Raw genomic sequence first — 18,355 nt, 5'->3', positions numbered from 1 at the left:
CTTTGGCAGTTGCTTGGGGCCGTCATCCTCGCACAGGCGGGGATCGCTCCTGCTTCGGCTTTGGCAGTTGCTTGGGGCCGTCATCCCCGCGCAGGCGGGGATCGCTCTGGCATTTGCAGCGCAGCGCAGGTAATACCAGGCTTCGGACGACCTGCGGGAAGTCCGAAGCCTTTTTCGCATCCGGCCTTGGCTGGGTGGCTACAGCAACAGATCTAGAGGTGAACCGGCGTGACTGAACTACAACCCCAGCCCTGCGACCTGTTGATCGAAGCCGGTTACGTGGTGCCGGTAGAACCGCATGCGGTGGTGCTTGAGGACCACACGGTAGCCATCAGCAACGGCGTTATCGTCGCGGTGCTGCCATGTGCAGAGGCCCGCGTACGTTTCACCGCCAAGCAGGTCGTATCGCGCCCGGAAGCGGCGCTGATCCCCGGCCTGGTCAATGCCCACACCCATAACCCGATGACGCTGCTGCGCGGCATCGCCGATGACCTGCCGCTGATGACCTGGCTGCGCGAGCACATCTGGCCGGTGGAAGCGGCAGTGATCGGCCCGGATTTCGTTGCCGACGGCACCACCCTGGCCATCGCCGAGATGCTGCGCGGTGGCACCACCTGCGCCAACGAGAACTATTTCTTCGCCGATGTGCAGGCCGCTGTCTACAAGCAGCACGGCTTCCGCGCGCTGGTGGGTTCGGTGGTGATCGACTTCCCCAGTGCCTGGGCCAGGACCGACGACGAGTACTTCGCCCGCGCCACTGAGCTGCACGATGCCTGGCGTGGCGACCCGCTGATCGGCACCGCGTTCGCGCCACATGCGCCGTATACGGTGAACGATGCCAACTTCGAGCGGGTGCGGATGCTGTCCGACCAGCTGGATATCCCGGTGCACCTGCACACGCACGAGACCGCGCAGGAGATCAGCGATTCCATCGCCCTGCACGGGCAGCGCCCGCTGGCGCGCCTGGACCGCCTGGGTCTGGTCAATGACCGCCTGATCGCCGTGCACATGACCCAGCTGACCGAGGCCGAGATCCACCTGTGCGCCGAGCGCGGCGTCAGCGTGGTGCATTGCCCGGAGTCAAACCTGAAGCTGGCTTCGGGTTTCTGCCCGGCCTGCGCGCTGGTGCGCGCCGGGGTCAACCTGGCCATCGGCACCGACGGCTGCGCCAGCAACAACGACCTGGACATGTTCAGCGAGAACCGCACCGCCGCCATCCTCGCCAAGGCCGTCGCGAATGACGCCACCGCACTGGACGCGGCCACCACCCTGCGCGCATCCACACTGGGCGGCGCCCGTGCGCTGGGCTTCGGCGACCGCATCGGTTCGATCGAGGTCGGCAAGCAGGCCGATCTGGCCTGCGTGGATCTGTCGGCGCTGGAAACCCAGCCGCTGCATCATGTGTTGTCGCAGCTGGTGTATGCCGCCGGCCGCCATCAGGTCAGCGACGTGTGGATTGCTGGTAAGCCCAAGCTGGTCCAGCGTCAGCTGGTCGACATGGACATCGCCGCGATCACCGCCAATGCGCGCCAGTGGCGCGACCGCATCCGTACCACCCGCGCCTGAGCGCGCACCCGGCCGCCCATGGTGGCCGCATGAGGAACCCGATATGAGCGCAGCTTCCACCTCCACCAATTTCGATCAGGCCGAACTGGACAAGTTCGCCGCCTTGGCCACCCGCTGGTGGGACGCCGATGGCCCGCAGAAGCCGCTGCATGCGCTGAACCCGGTGCGCCTGAAATACGTGGCCGACCGCGCCAGCCTGCGCGGTGCCAAGGTCCTGGATATCGGCTGTGGCGGCGGCCTGCTCAGCGAAGCGCTGGCAAAGGAAGGGGCACAGGTGACGGCCATTGACCTGGCCCCGGAACTGGTCAAGGTTGCCCGCCTGCACAGCCTGGAGTCCGGCGTCAGCGTGGACTACCGGGTACAGGCGGCCGAAGACCTGGCGGCGGAGCAGCCGGGCGGTTTCGACGTGGTGACCTGCATGGAAATGCTGGAGCACGTGCCTGATCCGGGCGCCATCATCGCTGCCTGCCATCGTCTGCTGCGTCCGGGCGGCAAGCTGTTCCTGTCCACCATCAACCGCACCCCGGCGGCTTTTGCCGTGGCCATCGTCGGTGCCGAGTACGTGGCGCGGCTGTTGCCCAAGGGCACCCACCATTACCAGGAATTCATCAAGCCGGCCGAGCTGGGCGCGTGGCTGCGTGCCGCCGACCTGTCGCTGCAGGACGTCAGTGGCATGGCCTACGAACCGTGGCGCAACCGCGCCCGTCTGAGCAGCCGCACCGACATCAACTACCTGGCCTACGCGGTCAAGCCGGAACAGGCATGACCCGCACCTCGTTCCCGGCGGCGGTGCTGTTCGACCTGGACGGCACGCTGCTGGACAGCGCGCCGGATTTCGTCGTCACCGCCAACCGCATGCTGCAGGCACGCGGCATGCCGGAGGTCAGCCTGGAACAGCTGCGCCCGGCCGTGTCCAAGGGCGCGCGCGCGATGCTGGCGGTCGCCTTTCCGCAGATGGGCGAGGCCGAACGGCAGGCGCTGGTGCCGGAGTTCCTCGAGATCTACGAGGCGCTGATCGGGCAGTACGCGACGCTGTTCGATGGTGTTGAGACCATGCTGCAGGCGCTGGAAGAGGCAGGCACCACCTGGGGCATCGTCACCAACAAACCGGAGTATCTGGCGCGCCTGATCCTGCCGCAGCTCGGCTGGGAGCAGCGTTGTGCGGTGCTGATCGGTGGTGACACCCTGGCCGAGCGCAAGCCCCACCCCTTGCCGCTGGAGGTCGCCGCACAGCGGATCGACATCGCCGCCAGTGCCTGCGTCTACGTGGGTGATGACGAGCGCGACATCATCGCCGCGCGCGCGGCCGGCATGCCGTCGGTGGCCGCGCTGTGGGGTTACCGCCTGGATACGGACGACCCGCAAAGCTGGCAGGCCGACTGCCAGTACGAGCAACCGCAACAACTCTGGCAGCCCGCCGCATGGCCAGCTACCCAACCGGCTTCGGCCTGATTCAACAACGAGGTTTGATGTGAGCAGTGCGCTGGACAGCTTCCTGGACAAGTGGCGGGAGCGTTGGCCGGAATGGGCCTTCGTGGAGCGTTTTGTCGACGAGGCCGATCGTGCCCGCAGCGTGGCGTGGTTCGCGCTGCTGCAGGAATTCGATGACATGCTCAATGCCAGCGGCGACACCACGCCGCAGGATGCCAAGCTGGCGTGGTGGGGCGAGGAGCTGCGCAGCTGGGACAGCCAGCGCTCGCGGCATCCGCTGGGTCGCCTGCTGGAGCCGGTGCGGGCGCCGTGGTCGCAGTTGGCTGACACATTGCCGGACCTGATCCCGGCACGCGAACGCCCGGCCGACGCCGCGCAGGCGCGCAGCATGTTGGCGCGTTACGCCGCAGCCGTGGCGGCGGTGGAAGCGGCCATGTTCAACAGCAAGGCCTCGCTGGCGGCGGCCGATGCATTTGCCACGCAGACGCTGGCCCTGCGCGTGCAGGAGCAGGCAGCGGCGGTGCCACAGGCGTTCGCTAATGAAATGGAATGGGACAAGGCCTTGCAGGCGTCCTGGCCATCGCGCGTTGCCGGCCCGCGCCCGCGGCGTATCTATGCGGTGCTGGCACGCGGCCGCCAGCAGGCGCGCATCCGTGGTGGCGAATACCAGCCCAGCCCGGCCGGTTTGTTGTGGCGTAGTTGGTGGGCAGCGCGCGGCTGAGCCTCGCGCTGGTCAACGGAGCCGCTCCCTTCTCCCGCTTGCGGGAGAAGAGCCTGCCCCCGCGAAGGCGGGGGGCGGATGAGGGGGGCTTTGTGCTGTTGCTGTGCAAGCTTCGCGGCTTATGCCGCTCCCACAGGCCAACAGGCCGGTACGCAGGCTGGTAGAGCCGAGCCATGCTCGGCTGGGGCTCTACCGGGAAGGCATCTGCCGAGCATGGCTCGGCACTACGCCCCTCCCTTGCGCCATAGGCGAAGGGGAGGGCTGGGGAGGGGGCTTTGCGCTGTTGATCCATCAGCGTCGTGGCTTGCGCCGTTCCCACTGGTAGAGCCGAGCCATGCTCGGCTGAGGCTCTACCGGGAAGACCCCTGCCGAGCATGGCTCGGCACTACAGGTGAAGCTTTTGCCGAGCATGGCTCGGCACTACAGGTGAAGCTTTTGCCGAGCATGGCTCGGCACTACATGGTTCGGGTTTATTTGCCGCGCTCCAGCACCAGCAGTGGGTCGATGCGGGTGTCGAACCAGTTCATGCCCCAGTGCAGGTGCGGGCCGGTTGCGCGGCCGGTTGCACCAACCGCGGCGATGGTCTGCCCCTGCTCGATCCTGTCACCGACCTTCACATCGATCCGCGACAGGTGCAGGAAGTTGGAGCTGATGCCATAGCCATGGTCCAGTACCAGGGTGCCACCGGTCAGGTACAGGTCGGGGTTGGCAAAGGTCACCACGCCGGCTGCAGGTGCCTTCACCGGGGTGCCGGTGGGCACGGCGATGTCCATGCCGGAATGGCCGCTGCCCGGTTGCCCGTTGTAGACCCGCGCATTGCCGAAGCGGCCACTGATGCGCCCCTGCACCGGCCAGATGAAGGTCTGGGTGAAGTCGGTGCGGTTGTCGTCGCGCTTGCGCGATTCAGTCACCTGCGCCTGCTCACGGGCAATACGCTCGGCGATGGCCGGTGGCGGATTCACGGTCTTTGGCGGTACGCCGTTGACCCGTTCCACCGGCCAGTCGCGCGCAGTCACCGCAATCGAAACGTTCTCGCTGCCGCCATCGGGGCGCTGCACCTGTACCTGCAGCGGGCCTTTCTCGTCACGGCCGATGCCGAATACCACGCTGCCGTAGCTGCTGACCCGCAGCTGCCGGCCCGCATAACGGACCGTGCTGCCAGCCGGGACCTTGCCGATGACCATCGCGCCCTGCGAGGCGCTGGCAGGGAACACCACGCGGTTGTCGAGCAGGTTGCCGATGCCATCCTGGGCCTGCGCGGGCAGAGCAGTGAGCAGGGGCGCTGCAAGCAGCAGCGCACCCATTACCAGTACCGAACGCATCAGCGGTCGTAGGTCATGCGCTGGCCGGCCGGTGCGCCCACCAGCTTGCTGCCGTCCCATACCTGCTGGCCGTTGACCCAGGTGGAGGCGATGCGCGAACGGAAGGTGGTGCCCTCGAACGGCGACCAGCCGCACTTGGACAGCACGTCCTCGCGCTTGACCGTGAACGGCACGTCTTCCACCAGCACCAGGTCGGCGAAGTAGCCCTCGCGCAGGAAGCCGCGTTCTTCCACGTCGAACAGCTGTGCCGGGGCGTGGGCGAACTTCTGCACCACCTGTTCGCGGGTCAGCTTGCCTTCGTGCACGCGCTCCAGCGCAGCGACCAGCGCGTACTGCACCAGCGGCAGGCCGGACGGGGCCTGGGCGTAGGGTTTCTGCTTCTCTTCCCAGGTGTGTGGGGCGTGGTCGGTGGCCAGCACGTCGAGCACGTCGTCGGCCAGCGCGGCGGTGATGGCCTCGCGGTCGGATACTTCCTTGATCGCCGGGTTGCACTTGATCAGGTTGCCCTTGGTGGCGTAATCCGGGCGCGCGAAATGCAGGAAATGCACACAGGTCTCGGCGGTGATCTGCTTGCGGCTGCCGTCCGCGCGGATCAGCGGGCCCTTCTCGAACAGCGCCAGCTCATCGGCGGTGGAGATGTGCAGCACATGCAGGCGGGTGCCGTGCTTCTTCGCCAGCGACATCGCCAGTCGGGTCGATTTGATGCAGGCTTCGCGCGAGCGGATGTCCGGGTGCATGTCCGGGGTCAGCGCGTCGCCGTACTTTTCCTGGAAGGCCTTCATGTTGGCGTCGATCATCGGCGTGTCTTCGCAGTGCGTGATGATCGGGGTAGGGCACTCGCGGAAGATCGCGTCCAGGGTTTCCGGGTTGTCGACCAGCATGTTGCCGGTGGAGGCGCCCATGAACACCTTCACGCCCGGGGCCTTCTTCGGGTCGAGCACGCGGATCGCTTCCAGGTTGTCGTTGCTGGCACCGTGGTAGAAGCCGTAATTGGCCCAGGCGCGGCCCTTGGCCAGTTCATACTTGGCTTCCAGGATGGTCGAGTCCAGGGTTGGCGGATTGGTGTTGGGCATGTCCATGAAGCTGGTCAGGCCACCGGCCACGGCGGCCGCCGATTCGCTGGCGATATCACCCTTGTGGGTCAGGCCCGGTTCGCGGAAGTGCACCTGGTCATCGATCATCCCGGGCAGCAGCCAGCGCCCGCCCGCATCCACCACCTGTTCGCCCTCGCGCGGGGTCAGGCCGCTGCCGATCTGCGCGATACGGTCGTTCTCGATGCGCAGGTCGCCGTCGAAGGTGCGGCCTTCGTTGACCATGCGGGCATTGCGGATAAGCGTGGAGGACATGTCAGTGTTTTCCTGTGCAGCGGCAAGAGGGGGAATCGGCGCGCTCCGGGACCGGATCCAGTCCGCCCGGATGGAACGGATGGCAGCGCCCCAGCCGGCGCAGGGTAAGCCAGCACCCCCGTAGCGGCCCGTGTATGCGGATCGCGTCCATGGAGTATTCCGAACAGCTGGGGTAGAAACGGCAGCGCGGCCCAAGCAGGGGGCTGATGAAGCGCTTGTAGGAGCGCAGTACGGCAATGAGGAGTCGGCCGATCACCCCTAGATGATAAGCCACTTGGCAAGTGTCGAGGATTTGTCGCAGGATGCGCTAAGGCTCTGGCAGGTAATTGCCGGGCCCCGCCGGGGCGGTTGCGCCCTGGTTACGTTCCGAACTGCGCGAAACGGTCCGGTGACGCCACTGGACCTTTGCTGCATGGCTGGGGCTTCCGTTCATATACGGAACCCCGGCGCGGTTGCTGCTGCTGGTCGGGTAGGCTATAAAGGCCCGCTTTCCCGGGCCCCGGGGGAAACAAGGAAGAGCGTTTCGTGGCTGCTAAAAAACCTGCAAAAAAGGCCGTCAAGGTCGCCAAGAAAACCGCCAAACCTGTAGTCAAGAAGGCGGCGTCCAAGCCGGTCGCAAGCAAGCCGGTCGCCAAGGCGGTTACGCCGGCAAAGAAGGCTCCTGCCAAGACTGCAGTCGCCAAGAAGGCTGCGGCCAAGCCGGTGGCACCTGCCAAGAAGGCAGTGGCCAAGCCGGCCCCGGCCAAGAAGGCCGTCGCCAAGAAGGCAGCCCCGGCTGTCAGCAAGGCGACAGCCAGTAAAACCGGCAAACCGGTCGCCGCTCCGGCGGTGAAAAAGGCGGCACCTGCAGCCAAGGCTGCGGCGACGCCGGCAAAACCGGTAGCCAAGAAGGCGGCGGTGAAGACTGCTGCTCCGCCCGCCAAGACTCCCGCCACCAAGCCTGTGGCCAAGTCCGTACCGAAGCCGGCCACCAAGCCGGTGACGGCCAAGCCTGTCCCGGCTGAAGTCGCCAAGACAGCTGCAGCACCGGCTCCCAAGCCGGCGGTTGTGGCACCGTCGTCAGCGGCCAAGGCCCCGCAACCCAAGAATCCCGTGCCTGTTTCGAAATCCCACGTCAAAACCCCCGTCAAGTCCGCAGCGCCTGCAGCCGTCCGTCCGGTCGGCAAGGTAGCCGTTGCCGTCACTGCCCGTTCCACCGCACCGGCGCCGCGCAGCAAATACAAGGTCGTTGAATACAAGACCGATGAGGCCTCCGGCCGTCCGATCCTGCCGGCAGGCTACAAGCCGACCGCGGACGAGGAGTACATGAGCACGCTGCAGCAGGAGTACTTCCGCCAGCGCCTGCTCAACTGGCGCGCCGATCTGGTCGAGGAGTCCAAGCAGACCATCGAAAACCTGCGCGATGAAGTGCGTGACATCGGCGATGAGGCCGAGCGCGCCACCCGCGAGACCGAGAACTCGCTGGAACTGCGTACCCGTGACCGCTACCGCAAGCTGATCGGCAAGATCGACAGCACGCTCAAGCGGTTGGAAGCCGGGGATTACGGCTACTGCGTGGATACCGGCGAGGAAATCGGCCTGGATCGTCTGGAGGCCCGCCTCACTGCCGAGCGCACGATCGATGCGCAGGAGCGTTGGGAGCACCTGCAGAAGCAGCAGGGCGACTGATCGTCTGGTTTGTTGTCATCCGAAAACCCCGCTGCGGCGGGGTTTTCTTTTTTCTGGAGAGAACCATGTCCGCAGAAATGCATATGCGCCGCGCGCTGGCGCTGGCCCGCGACAACATCACCGCTGGCGGCCGTCCGTTTGGGGCCGTGCTGGTCAAGGACGATCAGGTGCTTGCCGAAGCCGCCAACAGCATCCATGCCAGCCACGACCCGACCGACCATGCCGAGATGCGCGCCATCCGCATGGCCAGTGCGGCGCTGGCCAGTCCACGCCTGGAGGGCTGCGTGATCTACGCCAGCGGCCACCCCTGCCCGATGTGCCTGGCAGCCATGTACCTGTGTGGCATCGAGCAGGCATGGTTTGCCTACTCCAATGCTGACGGTGAGCCCTATGGCCTGTCTACCGGCGCGGTCTACGCGCGTCTGGCGCAGGGCCCCGCTGCGCCCGGCTCGGGCTTGGCGCCGTTGTGCCCCGAGGGCGAGCACGGCCTGTATGCCGAATGGGCCGCTGCGCGCTGAAGCGCTGCGGGCCAAGGCGGTATCAGCGCTGTCGCACTCTTGCTGCAGGCATCGCAGGTAGGCCTCGAAGAACTGCTTCAGGTCGACCTGTTCAGGATGCCGCAGCCATGACCGCTGAGGCCATTCCTCATCGCCACTCTCTCGCCGGCAATCTGCCCTGCATCGCCTTCGGGGCGGATACTGCCGGCGTGCTGGCCTTGCGCCACGCTGCGCGCGATCAACCGCAGCACCAATCGCGAGTGACGACGGAGCCACGCTTGTGCTTTTTTTGGGGGGGGCAGGCTTTCGGGGCAGGCAGAAGGCCCGGAACAGGCTCGGTATCTGCATGTTGGCGCAGTTGATCAGGCGTAGTTGTTACAGCAGTTGAGGCCTTGGCAACGGCGGGCCTGCGACTGCGCTTTGCAGCGTGATGTGCTGGGCCTGGCCCGGCAGCAGTGGACTGCGCTGGTCACGCACTTCAGGTACGGCCGGCAGCCCATCGCTGCTGCTCGGAAAATGATGCAGCAGAACCGGCAAGGTAAGACCGGCCTATGCGGCCGCTACACCAGTGTTGGCTTTGCGGCAGCCATCGCGTGCGAAAGCCTGCATGGCAGCATCCAGTATCTGCTGGTGACGCAAGTCACCTTCGGGTGCGTGTCGGCGTGCAGGTGTCGGCCGTGGCCCGAGAACGGGAGTCGGCAGACCGACGGTCGGGCGCGGCAGGAGCGTGCGGTGCAACTGCACTGCGCAGCGACGTGATCGAGGAAGAAACTGTACCCGTGGCACAGTTTTTGACAGACCTGCTTGCCGATAGGTTTACTGCGTCCTCGCCAGGTAGCTGCCTGCGACTGCATCGCCCTATACATGCCGATGGCTGCCCGCCGTCATTGCGGCCACAGCTGCCCAGCGATGGCAGCGATGGCAGCGATGGCAGCGATGTTCCGCCGCGTGGTGAGGAAACCGCGACTGATCGACGTCGTAATGATTGCGGTGGTTGATGCCGACGCGCTGATGCAGGCCGTGCGAGGGCTGTTTGCCGGTGACCGTGACTGTCGCGAAGGTCGTCGTTTCTCATCTCGGGAGCGGAGAACATGAGGAAGTGGTGCTGGAGAAAGCGTTCGGGTAGCGGCCTTGTACCGTGGACAGCTGTTGCCGGAATACACGCACTGGCGGCGGCAAGAGCGGGGCAACAGAACCATTCCGAAGTGGACGGCGCGGGCGCGGTTGCAGTGTCATCGCGGATTGCTGTCGAACCGAACTGCAATAGCAGCCGCAGTTTCGTGCGTTGCGGCTTTGGTTCTGCGGCCGTCACTCAATGCTGGACGCTACCGTCCACGTTGCTGGGCCTGAGATTGGGGCGTTACAACAATGCTTGGATACCCCTGCGCTTCCATGGGGTCATGCACCTCTGCCATCTGCTTGCTGCCGCCTGGCGCAATTTGGCAAATGTGCGGGCAGCATGATCCGGTTTGATCAGTCCTGCAGCGATGTCAGCGTGGGCGCAGAGGGCCCTCTGGACGTGCTGGGCATGCAACCTGTGCATTTTTGCAGGACGGCAGTGGTGCCCTGTGCTCTGCGAGCGTTGCGTGGGATCGATCAGTTCATTTCCCTTGCTCAAGCGCGTGCTCTGGCGCTCAAGGAGCCGCATCCAGATGCGGTGATTCGGTAAAGACAACTCGCTTTTGTTCTGACAGTTGCCGGGCCCACGACATGGCTTGGCGTTTGCGATTTCCAGACAGGTGCCGCAGCGCATATGGATGCGCAGTGCTGCGCTGCCTGTGGTTTCACCCAATGACGTCCGCGCGCGCTGTCTGGATGCGGCCGCGCCAATCCACGCAAGCACCGCCCCGAACCCAACAGGGGCCGCAACCCGGAGTACGCAACATGGTGATGAACAGCAGTAAACCCAGGCTCAGGCCATTGCTGGTTGCCGCGGCAGTGAGCCCGCTGGTCGCGCAGTCCAGTCTTGCCGCGGAGCTCCCCCGGTTGGGCCAGGCACCGTTGGAGCAGGTGGTGGCGGCACTGACCGTGCAGGAGAAGGTGGAACTGGTTACCGGCCAGGGGATGAGTTTTCCGGGGTTGCCCGAGGATATGCAGGCGCCGGTGGTCGGATCCATTGAGAACAAGGTGGACGGTGCAGCGGGTGCGACCGTGGCGGTGCCGCGCCTGGGTATTCCGTCGCTGGTGCTGGCCGACGGGCCGGCCGGGGTGCGCATCTCACCAACCCGCAAGGACGCGCCGGGTCGAACCTTTCATGCGACTGGCTTTCCCATCGGTACGGCACTGGCCAGCAGCTGGGATCGCGTGTTGGTGCAGCGGGTGGGTGCCGCAATCGGCGATGAGGCTGCCGCTTACGGTATCGATGTGATGCTGACGCCTGCGCAGAACATTCATCGCTACCCGTTGGGTGGGCGCAATTTCGAGTATTACTCCGAGGATCCGGTGGTCAGCGGCGAGATGGCCGCAGCGCTGGTGAACGGGCTGCAGCAGCGGGGTGTCGGTGCGTCGATCAAGCACTTTGCGGTCAACAACCACGAGTGGAACCGCAATGCCATCAACGTCAAGGTGGATGAGCGGGCGCTGCGCGAGATCTACCTGAAAGGATTCGAGATCAGCGCACGCAAGGCACAGCCGTGGACGGTGATGTCCAGTTACAACAAGCTCAACGGGCCCTACACCTCGGAGAGTCACTGGCTGTTGACCGATGTGCTGCGTTCGCAATGGGGCTACCAGGGCGTGGTGATGACGGACTGGTTTGGTGGCAGTGATGCCGTGGCGCAGATGCAGGCCGGCAACGAACTGTTGATGCCGGGTACCGGCAAACAGCGCAAGGCGATACGGGATGCGCTTGAGGCAGGCAAGCTGGACCTGGCGGTACTGGACCGCAACGTCACCCGCATACTGGAGCTGGTGCTGCGCAGCCGTGCGTTCAAGCAGTTGCCACATTCCGATCAGCCCGATCTGAAGGCAAGTGCGGCGTTGTCGCGCATGGCGGGTGCGCAAGGCATGGTGTTGCTGAAGAACGAGAGTGGCGCCTTGCCGCTGCCAGCGGCAGGCCGGCTTGCGCTGCTCGGCCATGGCAGCTACGAGATGATCGCCGGTGGCACCGGCAGTGGCGACGTCAACAAGGCTTACATCGTCGGGTTGCCGCAAGGCCTGGGCAATGCCGGTTTCAGCAATGCCGATGGACTGGAGGCGTTGTACACGGGCTACATTGGCCAGGAAAAGGCCAAACTGCCCAGAACGGAGTGGTATCTGCCCCAGCGCCGCATTCCCGAACTGGATGTTGGGCAGGCACAGCTGCAACGCCTTGCCAGGGAGCAGGATGTGGCGGTGGTGACCATCGGCCGCGGCTCGGGTGAATTTGTCGATCGCAGCGTCGAGGGGGACTTCCGCTTGAGCGCCGCCGAACGGCTGTTGTTGCAGCAAACGGCCGAGGCTTTCCATGCCGAAGGCAAGAAGCTGGTGGTCGTGCTCAATATCGGCGGTGCGATTGAAACCGCCAGCTGGGCGGGTCTTGCCGATGCCATCCTGCTGGCCTGGCAACCAGGTCAGGAAGCCGGTGATGCGATCGCCGATGTGCTGTCGGGTGCGGTGAACCCTTCCGGCAAGCTGACTGACACCTTCGCCCTGCAGTTGAGTGACTACCCGGCCAGCAAGGGCTTCCCCGGCAAGGAGCTGTTGGGGCCGGACCCGGATGCGCCTTCCCCGTTTGGCCTCAAGACCGCGCGCGCGGCGGAGGTGGAGTACACCGATGGTATCTGGGTGGGCTACCGGCACTTTGATACGCACAAGGTGGACGTTGCCTACCCGTTTGGCTTCGGCCTGTCCTATACCACGTTCGGCTATGACGCGTTGACGGTGGATGCCAGTGGCGAGGGGCCAGTACGGGCGAGCGTCAGGATCACCAATACCGGCACAGTCGCGGGCAAAGAAGTGGCGCAGGTCTATGTCAGCGCCCCGCAGGGGGCGTTGCAGAAGCCAAACCAGGAGCTGCGTGCATTTGCCAAGACGGATCTGTTGCAGCCGGGCCAGTCGCAGGTGCTGCACTTCGAAATCGATGGCAAGGATCTGGCCTCGTTCGATAGCAACCGTGGGCGTTGGGTAGCGGACCGGGGCAGCTACAGCCTGCGCGTGGGGGCGTCGTCGCGCGACATCCGCTTGCAGCAGGCGTTCGAGAAGGAGCAGGAAAGCGAATACGCGCCGTGACGCGTTGGCAGGTGTGACGCCGCGCCGGGGCATCACCGCCCCGGCGATTTCGTATTCACAGGTCCTGCAGGTTGTCGAGTTTGCGCAGCTGCGGCGCTTTCCATGCGGTGATGGCGGCTACGCCCAAGACCGCGCAACCGCCGACCACTACCGCGGTCACCAGCCCCAGCAGGCGCGCCATGCTGCCGCCGTAGAACGCGCCCAGTTCGTTGGAGGAGCTGATGAAGATGCCGTTGATCGACGACACCCGGCCGCGCATGTCATCTGGCGTCACCAGCTGCATGATGGTCGAGCGCACCACCACCGAGACACCGTCGCAGGCGCCGTAGAACACCAGGATGGCGGCCGAGAGCCAGAAGCTGCGTGACAGCCCGAAGGCGATCACGCACAGGCCGAAGCCGGCCACGGCGAACAACAGCACGCGCCCGGCATTGCGGCGCAGCGGGTGCCGGGCCAGCCACAGGCCAACCGCAATCGAGCCCAGGGCCGGCGCCGCGCGCAGGATGCCCAGGCCTTCCGGGCCGTAATGCAGGATGTCCTGGATGAAGGCTGGCAGCATCGCCACCACGCCGCCCAGCAGTACCGAGAACATGTCCAGCGCCATCGCGCCCAGCATGATCTGGTTGGACAGCACGAAGCGTGCACCTTCGGCGATGCTGGCAAAGATCGGCGCGCGGGTCTGTGGGGGTGCCGGTTCGCTGACCTTGAGCGAGGCGAGGGCGACCAGTGCCAGCACCGCCATTGCCGCGGCCACGCCGTAGGACAGGCCCTTGCCGCCTACGGCCACCAATATGCCGCCCAGCGCGGGGCCCAGCACCATGCCGGCCTGGAACACCACCGTGCCAAAGCCGGCACCGCGCGCGAACTGCTCACGCTTGAGCACGCGGGCGAACAAGGCGTTGTACACCGGCGAGAGGAAGGCGCGGACCATGCCGGTCAGTGCGACGGCCAGGTAGATCGGCCACACGCCCTTGACCGGCAGCCAGCCGCTGGCGACGGCGACCAGCATCAAGGCGGTGGCGATCAGGCCCAGGCAGGCGGTCATGCCGAGCTTGCGACGTGGCAGGTGATCGACCAGGTAGCCGGCAAACGGCGCCACGCAGAAGTAGGGCAGCACCTCGGCCAGGCCGATCAGGCCCAGCGAGAAAGGATTGCGGGTGACTTCATAGATATGCCAGCCGACCGTGACCGCGACGATCTGGTAGGACAGCATGCCGGCGATGCGGTACAGCAGCAGCTGGGTGTAGCCGGGTTGGCGCAGCAGCTCGCCGATGGAGCCGGGGGTGCTCACTGGCGGGCTTGGGCGGTGTCGCGGATGAAGGCCAGCATCGCGGCCAGACCATTGCTGCGGGTCGGCGACAGGTGCTTGGCCAGGCCGATGGCGGACACGTAGTCCGGATCGGTGGCGAGGATTTCAGCGGCCGAGCGGCCCGAGTACACGCGCAGCGCCAGGTAGATCAGGCCCGAGACAATCGCCGAGTCGCTGATGGCGTGGAAGACCAGCTTGTCGGCATCGCCTTCGGGCACGATCCAGACCATGGACTGGCAGCCGAGCAGGCGGTGTTCTTCGGTCTTCCATTCTTCCGGGAAGGTGGGCAGCTTGCGGCCGAGGTCGATCAGGTACTGATAGCGCTCGGACCAGTCACCGAAGAAGGAGAATTCCTCGGCAATGGCGGCCTGGGCGTCGGCGGCGGTGGGTTCGAGCGGGAAGGGGGAGTTGGTCATTGTGGGTCCTGTGCTTGGCCGCTCGCCTTGGTGGGGAGGGGCTTTGGGTGGGGTGCTGGGAGGACTCTCCCTCACCCCAACCCCTCTCCCGGAGGGAGAGGGGCTCAGTGCGCCGCGAACCGGCGCTATGTGTGCAATTGCAGCTTCCGCCTTAGCCCCTCTCCCATCGGGAGAGGGGTTGGGGTGAGGGTGCGGTGAAAGGAAGTGTCAGCCCCGCTTCCAGCGCACACCCTGCGGCGTGTCTTCCAGCACGATGTTTTCCGCTGCCAACTGGTCGCGGATGGCATCGGCGCGGGCGAAGTCGCGTGCCTGCTTGGCGGCGATGCGCTCGTCGATCAGGGCCTGGATGCGTGCGTCGTCGCCTTCGGCGGCGCCGCGCCCGAACCAGTCGGCCGGCGCCTGCTGCAGCAGGCCCAGGGCCAGGCCGGCGCCCAGCAACTCGCGCTTCAGCCGCTGCTTGTCGTCGCCGGAATCGGCCTTGCGCGCCTCGCTGGCAATGCGCGCCACTTCGGCCAGGGCCAGCGGCGTGTTGAGGTCGTCGTCCAGCGCGGCTTCGACGCTGGCCGGGATGCTGGCAACAGCTTCGACATCGGCCAGATCACGCAGCGTGCCGTACAGCCGGTCCAGGGTGCGCACCGACTGCTCGATCAGGGCATCGGACCAATCCAGCGGCTGCCGATAATGGGCCGACAACAATGCGTAGCGCAGGGCTTCGGGCGGGTGCTGGCGCACCAGGTCGTGCACACGCTCGATGTTGCCCAGCGATTTGCTCATCTTGGCGCCGCCGAAATTGAGCATGCCGTTGTGCAGCCAGAAGCGGGCAAAGGTCTGCCCACCATGGGCGCAGACGCTCTGTGCGATTTCGTTTTCGTGGTGCGGGAACTGCAGGTCGACACCGCCGGCATGGATGTCGATGGTCGGGCCCAGGTGGGCAGCGGCCATCGCCGAGCACTCGATATGCCAGCCCGGGCGGCCACGGCCCCAGGGCGATTCCCAGCCCGGCAGGTCGTCGCTGGAGGGCTTCCACAGCACGAAATCGCCGGCATCACGCTTGTACGGTGCGACCTCGACGCGGGCGCCGGCCAGCATTTCCTCCGGGTCGCGGCGCGAGAGCTTGCCGTAGTCGGCGAAGCTGGCCACCGAGAACAGCACATGGCCCTCGGCGGCGTAGGCGTGCCCGCTGCTGATCAGCTGCTCGATCATGGCGATGATCTGGGGTATGTGCGCGGTGGCTTCCGGCTCGATATCCGGCGGCACTACGCCCAGCGCGGCCATGTCCTCGCGGTAGGCGGCGGCAAAACGGTCGGTGATGGCGCTGATCGGTACGCACTGGTCCTTGGCCGCGGCATTGATCTTGTCGTCAACGTCGGTGATGTTGCGCGCGTAGCGCAGTTTGCCGTAGCGGCGACGCAGCAGGTCGGCCAGCACCCCGAACACCACCGGGCCGCGCGCATTGCCGATATGTACATAGTTGTAGACCGTGGGGCCGCAGACATACAGGGTGGGGGCGGCGGGGTCGAGCGGAGCAAACGGCTCCAGCTGCCGCGTCAGGTTGTTGTGCAGGCGCAGGGTCATGGCAATCCGGGGGTAAGCGAACCTGACAATTCTAGCGGTCCGGGCCGGGCGGGGCATCCCTGGGCTGGGCAATACGCGTGCGGATGGGTAATGTTCAGGCCCGGGGCAGCCGGGCTGCCTACACTATCCCTACCCACCGAGCCCTTTGCCTCTTGTTGATGAAGCCCACTCCGTTGTTGTTCTGCCTGCTGGCTGCCGCCTTCGGGCCCGCGCTGGCGCAGGAAACGGATCTGCGCAACCGCGTGGTGATCATCGAGAACGTGCGCTACGACTATGCGCAGGTGCTCAATGTCGAGCCTGTATTCCAGACCCTGCGTGCCACCCGTACCGAGGAGCATTGCGAGCCGGTGTCCACCCGCACGCTGGCACCGGTGCAGGTGAAGGGCGAGGAGGAGAAGGGCGGCTTCCGCCGTTTCTGGGATTCGGTCAAAGGCATGTTCGGCGAGCGCCGCGACGAGGGTGAGGCCGAGCTGGTGCAGGGCGCAGAGTCGCGCGGCAGCACCGGCAATGCCGCAATGCTGACCCCGGACTGCAAGATCGTCGAGGTTGGCCGTGAGTTCCGCCGGCCCATTGCCTACGACGTGGACTACGTCTACAAGGGCATCAAGTTCCGCTCACGCCTGCCCGAGGACCCCGGCAACCGGCTCAAACTGCGGGTGTCGATCACCCCGGATGTCGGCCAGGCGATTGAAACGACCTCGACGGTTCCTTGATGTTGCACTGCGACACTTGCGCCGCCCCCGGTCGCGTGCGAGTATGCCCGACGATGAAAGCCACCAGCTTCCAGCACGAATCCAGCACCGCCCGGATGGCCTCCGGCATGACGTCCCGTGCCCGCCGACCGGAACCCCACATATTCGCTGGGTGACCGGAGCTTCGTGCTGTCTGTTCGGAAAACCCAGCCCAGGCTGGGTTTTTTCGTTTCTGGTTTGGCAAAAGTTTCAAACGCAATGAGCCGCGCGCATGCGCATCCGCCCACCGGCGACGGTGGATCTCCGCAATAAAGGATGGATCGATGTCTCTGAAGCACTTTTTGAACACCCAGGACTGGAGCCGCGCCGAACTCGACGCGCTGCTCACCCAGGCAGCCTTGTTCAAGCAGAACAAGCTGGGTGACGACCTGAAGGGCAAGTCGATCGCCCTGGTGTTCTTCAACCCGTCCATGCGTACCCGCACCAGCTTCGAACTGGGCGCATTCCAGCTGGGCGGCCATGCCGTGGTGCTGCAGCCGGGCAAGGACGCATGGCCGATCGAGTTCAACCTCGGCACGGTGATGGACGGTGATACCGAAGAGCACATTGCCGAAGTGGCCAAGGTGCTGGGCCGTTACGTCGACCTGATCGGCGTGCGCGCCTTCCCGAAGTTCGTGGACTGGAGCAAGGACCGCGAGGACCAGGTGCTGAAGAGCTTTGCCAAGTACTCGCCGGTACCGGTCATCAACATGGAGACCATCACCCATCCCTGCCAGGAGCTGGCGCATATCCTGGCGCTGCAGGAGCATTTCGGCACCAGCGACCTGCGCGGCAAGAAGTACGTGCTGACCTGGACCTACCACCCCAAGCCGCTGAACACCGCCGTGGCCAACTCGGCGCTGACCATCGCCACCCGCATGGGCATGGACGTGACCCTGCTGTGCCCGACTCCAGACTACATCCTGGACGAGCGCTACATGGGCTGGGCCGAGCAGAACGTCGCCGAGAGCGGCGGTTCGCTGCAGGTCAGCCACGACATCCAGAGCGCGTATGCCGGCGCCGACGTGGTTTACGCCAAGAGCTGGGGCGCGCTGCCGTTCTTCGGCAACTGGGAGCCGGAAAAGCCGATCCGCGACCAGTACAAGCACTTCATCGTTGACGAAGCCAAGATGGCGTTGACCAACAACGGTGTGTTCAGCCACTGCCTGCCGCTGCGCCGCAATGTGAAGGCCACCGACGGCGTGATGGATTCGCCGCAGTGCATTGCCATCAACGAGGCCGAGAATCGCCTGCATGTGCAGAAGGCGATCATGGCGGCAGTGATCGGCAAGTAATGCTTTAGCCCCTCTCCCGCCTGGAGAGGGGTTGGGGTGAGGGTAAAGCTCCTCACTCCAGATGCATCCTCATATTCGCCAACCCCCTCCCCAACCCCTCCCCCGGCGGGGGAGGGGCTCAAGAACCACAGCAGAGATTCCTTCCCCATGAGCAAAGACATCGTCCTCGCCTTCTCCGGCGGCCTCGACACCAGCTTCTGCGTGCCCTACCTGCAGGAGCGCGGCTACAACGTGCACACCGTGTTCGCCGACACCGGCGGCGTGGATGC

At 65.5% G+C, this 18,355-nt stretch carries 18 protein-coding genes; 12 read left to right on the top strand and 6 right to left on the bottom strand.

Annotated elements, in window-relative coordinates; translation table 11 throughout:
* The first annotated feature begins 228 nt into the window (after positions 1-228).
* The 4 genes from B2527_RS12625 to B2527_RS12610 are packed head-to-tail and all read left to right on the top strand — an operon-like array spanning position 229 to position 3,718.
* Positions 229-1,566 carry a TRZ/ATZ family hydrolase gene (locus B2527_RS12625; RefSeq protein ID WP_293714019.1) on the top strand — a complete coding sequence of 446 codons (1,338 nt, stop codon included), beginning with the start codon at positions 229-231 and terminating at the stop codon, positions 1,564-1,566.
* Positions 1,567-1,609: 43 nt separating this feature from the next.
* Complete coding sequence (gene ubiG / locus B2527_RS12620; RefSeq protein ID WP_293714018.1) at positions 1,610-2,332, top strand: bifunctional 2-polyprenyl-6-hydroxyphenol methylase/3-demethylubiquinol 3-O-methyltransferase UbiG; 723 nt, start codon at positions 1,610-1,612, stop codon at positions 2,330-2,332.
* Positions 2,329-3,018 (top strand): phosphoglycolate phosphatase, encoded by a 690-nt coding sequence (locus B2527_RS12615; protein ID WP_293714016.1) that lies wholly within the window; start codon positions 2,329-2,331, stop codon positions 3,016-3,018. Before ubiG ends, B2527_RS12615 begins: the two co-directional genes overlap by 4 nt.
* 19 nt (positions 3,019-3,037) lie before the next feature.
* Positions 3,038-3,718 (top strand): phytoene/squalene synthase family protein, encoded by a 681-nt coding sequence (locus tag B2527_RS12610; RefSeq protein ID WP_293714014.1) that lies wholly within the window; start codon positions 3,038-3,040, stop codon positions 3,716-3,718.
* A gap of 470 nt (positions 3,719-4,188) precedes the next feature.
* Here the strand turns inward: B2527_RS12610 and B2527_RS12605 are convergent, their stop codons facing one another.
* From B2527_RS12605 to yidD, 3 genes are read right to left on the bottom strand one after another with little or no spacing between them, the layout of a single operon-like run.
* A complete protein-coding gene (locus tag B2527_RS12605) occupies positions 4,189-5,040 on the bottom strand; it encodes a M23 family metallopeptidase (protein WP_293714012.1) in 852 nt (283 codons plus the stop codon).
* Positions 5,040-6,386, bottom strand: a complete 1,347-nt coding sequence (locus tag B2527_RS12600; protein ID WP_293714010.1) for a dihydroorotase — start codon at positions 6,384-6,386, stop codon at positions 5,040-5,042. The genes B2527_RS12605 and B2527_RS12600 overlap by 1 nt, the downstream gene beginning before the upstream one ends.
* A 1-nt stretch (position 6,387) precedes the next feature.
* On the bottom strand, positions 6,388-6,660 hold the full coding sequence (gene yidD / locus B2527_RS12595) for a membrane protein insertion efficiency factor YidD (RefSeq protein WP_293714008.1): 273 nt from the start codon (positions 6,658-6,660) through the stop codon (positions 6,388-6,390).
* Between the two features lie 251 nt (positions 6,661-6,911).
* On the opposite strand from yidD, the gene dksA reads away from it, so the two are divergent.
* From dksA to B2527_RS12570, 5 genes are all read left to right on the top strand, one after another.
* Positions 6,912-8,054 carry an RNA polymerase-binding protein DksA gene (gene dksA, locus B2527_RS12590; protein ID WP_293714006.1) on the top strand — a complete coding sequence of 381 codons (1,143 nt, stop codon included), beginning with the start codon at positions 6,912-6,914 and terminating at the stop codon, positions 8,052-8,054.
* 65 nt (positions 8,055-8,119) lie between these two features.
* Positions 8,120-8,572, top strand: coding sequence for a nucleoside deaminase (locus tag B2527_RS12585; protein ID WP_293714004.1), 453 nt, complete (start codon positions 8,120-8,122; stop codon positions 8,570-8,572).
* Positions 8,573-8,983: 411 nt separating this feature from the next.
* Positions 8,984-9,310: a hypothetical protein gene (locus tag B2527_RS12580; protein WP_293714002.1), complete on the top strand. Its 327-nt coding sequence runs from the start codon at positions 8,984-8,986 to the stop codon at positions 9,308-9,310.
* Positions 9,311-9,460: 150 nt separating this feature from the next.
* Positions 9,461-9,646, top strand: coding sequence for a hypothetical protein (locus B2527_RS12575; RefSeq protein ID WP_293714000.1), 186 nt, complete (start codon positions 9,461-9,463; stop codon positions 9,644-9,646).
* Positions 9,647-10,441: 795 nt separating this feature from the next.
* Positions 10,442-12,760 (top strand): beta-glucosidase, encoded by a 2,319-nt coding sequence (locus B2527_RS12570; protein ID WP_293713998.1) that lies wholly within the window; start codon positions 10,442-10,444, stop codon positions 12,758-12,760.
* A 55-nt stretch (positions 12,761-12,815) separates the two neighbouring features.
* Here the strand turns inward: B2527_RS12570 and B2527_RS12565 are convergent, their stop codons facing one another.
* The 3 genes from B2527_RS12565 to cysS form a co-directional block, all read right to left on the bottom strand.
* Positions 12,816-14,051, bottom strand: coding sequence for an MFS transporter (locus B2527_RS12565; protein ID WP_293713996.1), 1,236 nt, complete (start codon positions 14,049-14,051; stop codon positions 12,816-12,818).
* Positions 14,048-14,485, bottom strand: a complete 438-nt coding sequence (locus tag B2527_RS12560; RefSeq protein ID WP_293713995.1) for a SufE family protein — start codon at positions 14,483-14,485, stop codon at positions 14,048-14,050. Before B2527_RS12560 ends, B2527_RS12565 begins: the two co-directional genes overlap by 4 nt.
* A gap of 207 nt (positions 14,486-14,692) precedes the next feature.
* A complete protein-coding gene (gene cysS / locus B2527_RS12555) occupies positions 14,693-16,060 on the bottom strand; it encodes a cysteine--tRNA ligase (RefSeq protein WP_293713993.1) in 1,368 nt (455 codons plus the stop codon).
* Positions 16,061-16,218: 158 nt separating this feature from the next.
* Here cysS and B2527_RS12550 point away from each other — a divergent pair, with 158 nt between their 5' ends.
* From B2527_RS12550 to B2527_RS12540, 3 genes are all read left to right on the top strand, one after another.
* Entirely contained in the window at positions 16,219-16,773 is a 555-nt protein-coding gene (locus tag B2527_RS12550) for a hypothetical protein (RefSeq protein WP_293713991.1), read from the top strand.
* A 302-nt stretch (positions 16,774-17,075) separates the two neighbouring features.
* Complete coding sequence (locus B2527_RS12545; protein WP_293713989.1) at positions 17,076-18,086, top strand: N-acetylornithine carbamoyltransferase; 1,011 nt, start codon at positions 17,076-17,078, stop codon at positions 18,084-18,086.
* A gap of 147 nt (positions 18,087-18,233) precedes the next feature.
* The coding region (locus tag B2527_RS12540) for an argininosuccinate synthase domain-containing protein (protein WP_293714020.1) at positions 18,234-18,355 on the top strand (122 nt) is incomplete at its 3' end.

The organism is Stenotrophomonas sp. UBA7606 (assembly GCF_002477705.1).
Classification (GTDB): domain Bacteria; phylum Pseudomonadota; class Gammaproteobacteria; order Xanthomonadales; family Xanthomonadaceae; genus Stenotrophomonas.
This window is presented reverse-complemented; position numbering and strand designations above follow the sequence as displayed.

What these genes read in the sequence shown, in the direction of transcription:
- ubiG (WP_293714018.1), top strand. Translation starts at nt 1,610, where the DNA reads ATGAGCGCAGCTTCCACCTCCACCAATTTCGATCAGGCCGAACTGGAC.
- B2527_RS12615 (WP_293714016.1), top strand. Translation starts at nt 2,329, where the DNA reads ATGACCCGCACCTCGTTCCCGGCGGCGGTGCTGTTCGACCTGGACGGC.
- B2527_RS12605 (WP_293714012.1), bottom strand. Translation starts at nt 5,040, where the DNA reads ATGCGTTCGGTACTGGTAATGGGTGCGCTGCTGCTTGCAGCGCCCCTG.
- B2527_RS12600 (WP_293714010.1), bottom strand. Translation starts at nt 6,386, where the DNA reads ATGTCCTCCACGCTTATCCGCAATGCCCGCATGGTCAACGAAGGCCGC.
- B2527_RS12585 (WP_293714004.1), top strand. Translation starts at nt 8,120, where the DNA reads ATGTCCGCAGAAATGCATATGCGCCGCGCGCTGGCGCTGGCCCGCGAC.
- B2527_RS12575 (WP_293714000.1), top strand. Translation starts at nt 9,461, where the DNA reads ATGGCAGCGATGGCAGCGATGGCAGCGATGTTCCGCCGCGTGGTGAGG.
- B2527_RS12570 (WP_293713998.1), top strand. Translation starts at nt 10,442, where the DNA reads ATGAACAGCAGTAAACCCAGGCTCAGGCCATTGCTGGTTGCCGCGGCA.
- B2527_RS12560 (WP_293713995.1), bottom strand. Translation starts at nt 14,485, where the DNA reads ATGACCAACTCCCCCTTCCCGCTCGAACCCACCGCCGCCGACGCCCAG.
- cysS (WP_293713993.1), bottom strand. Translation starts at nt 16,060, where the DNA reads ATGACCCTGCGCCTGCACAACAACCTGACGCGGCAGCTGGAGCCGTTT.
- B2527_RS12550 (WP_293713991.1), top strand. Translation starts at nt 16,219, where the DNA reads ATGAAGCCCACTCCGTTGTTGTTCTGCCTGCTGGCTGCCGCCTTCGGG.
- B2527_RS12545 (WP_293713989.1), top strand. Translation starts at nt 17,076, where the DNA reads ATGTCTCTGAAGCACTTTTTGAACACCCAGGACTGGAGCCGCGCCGAA.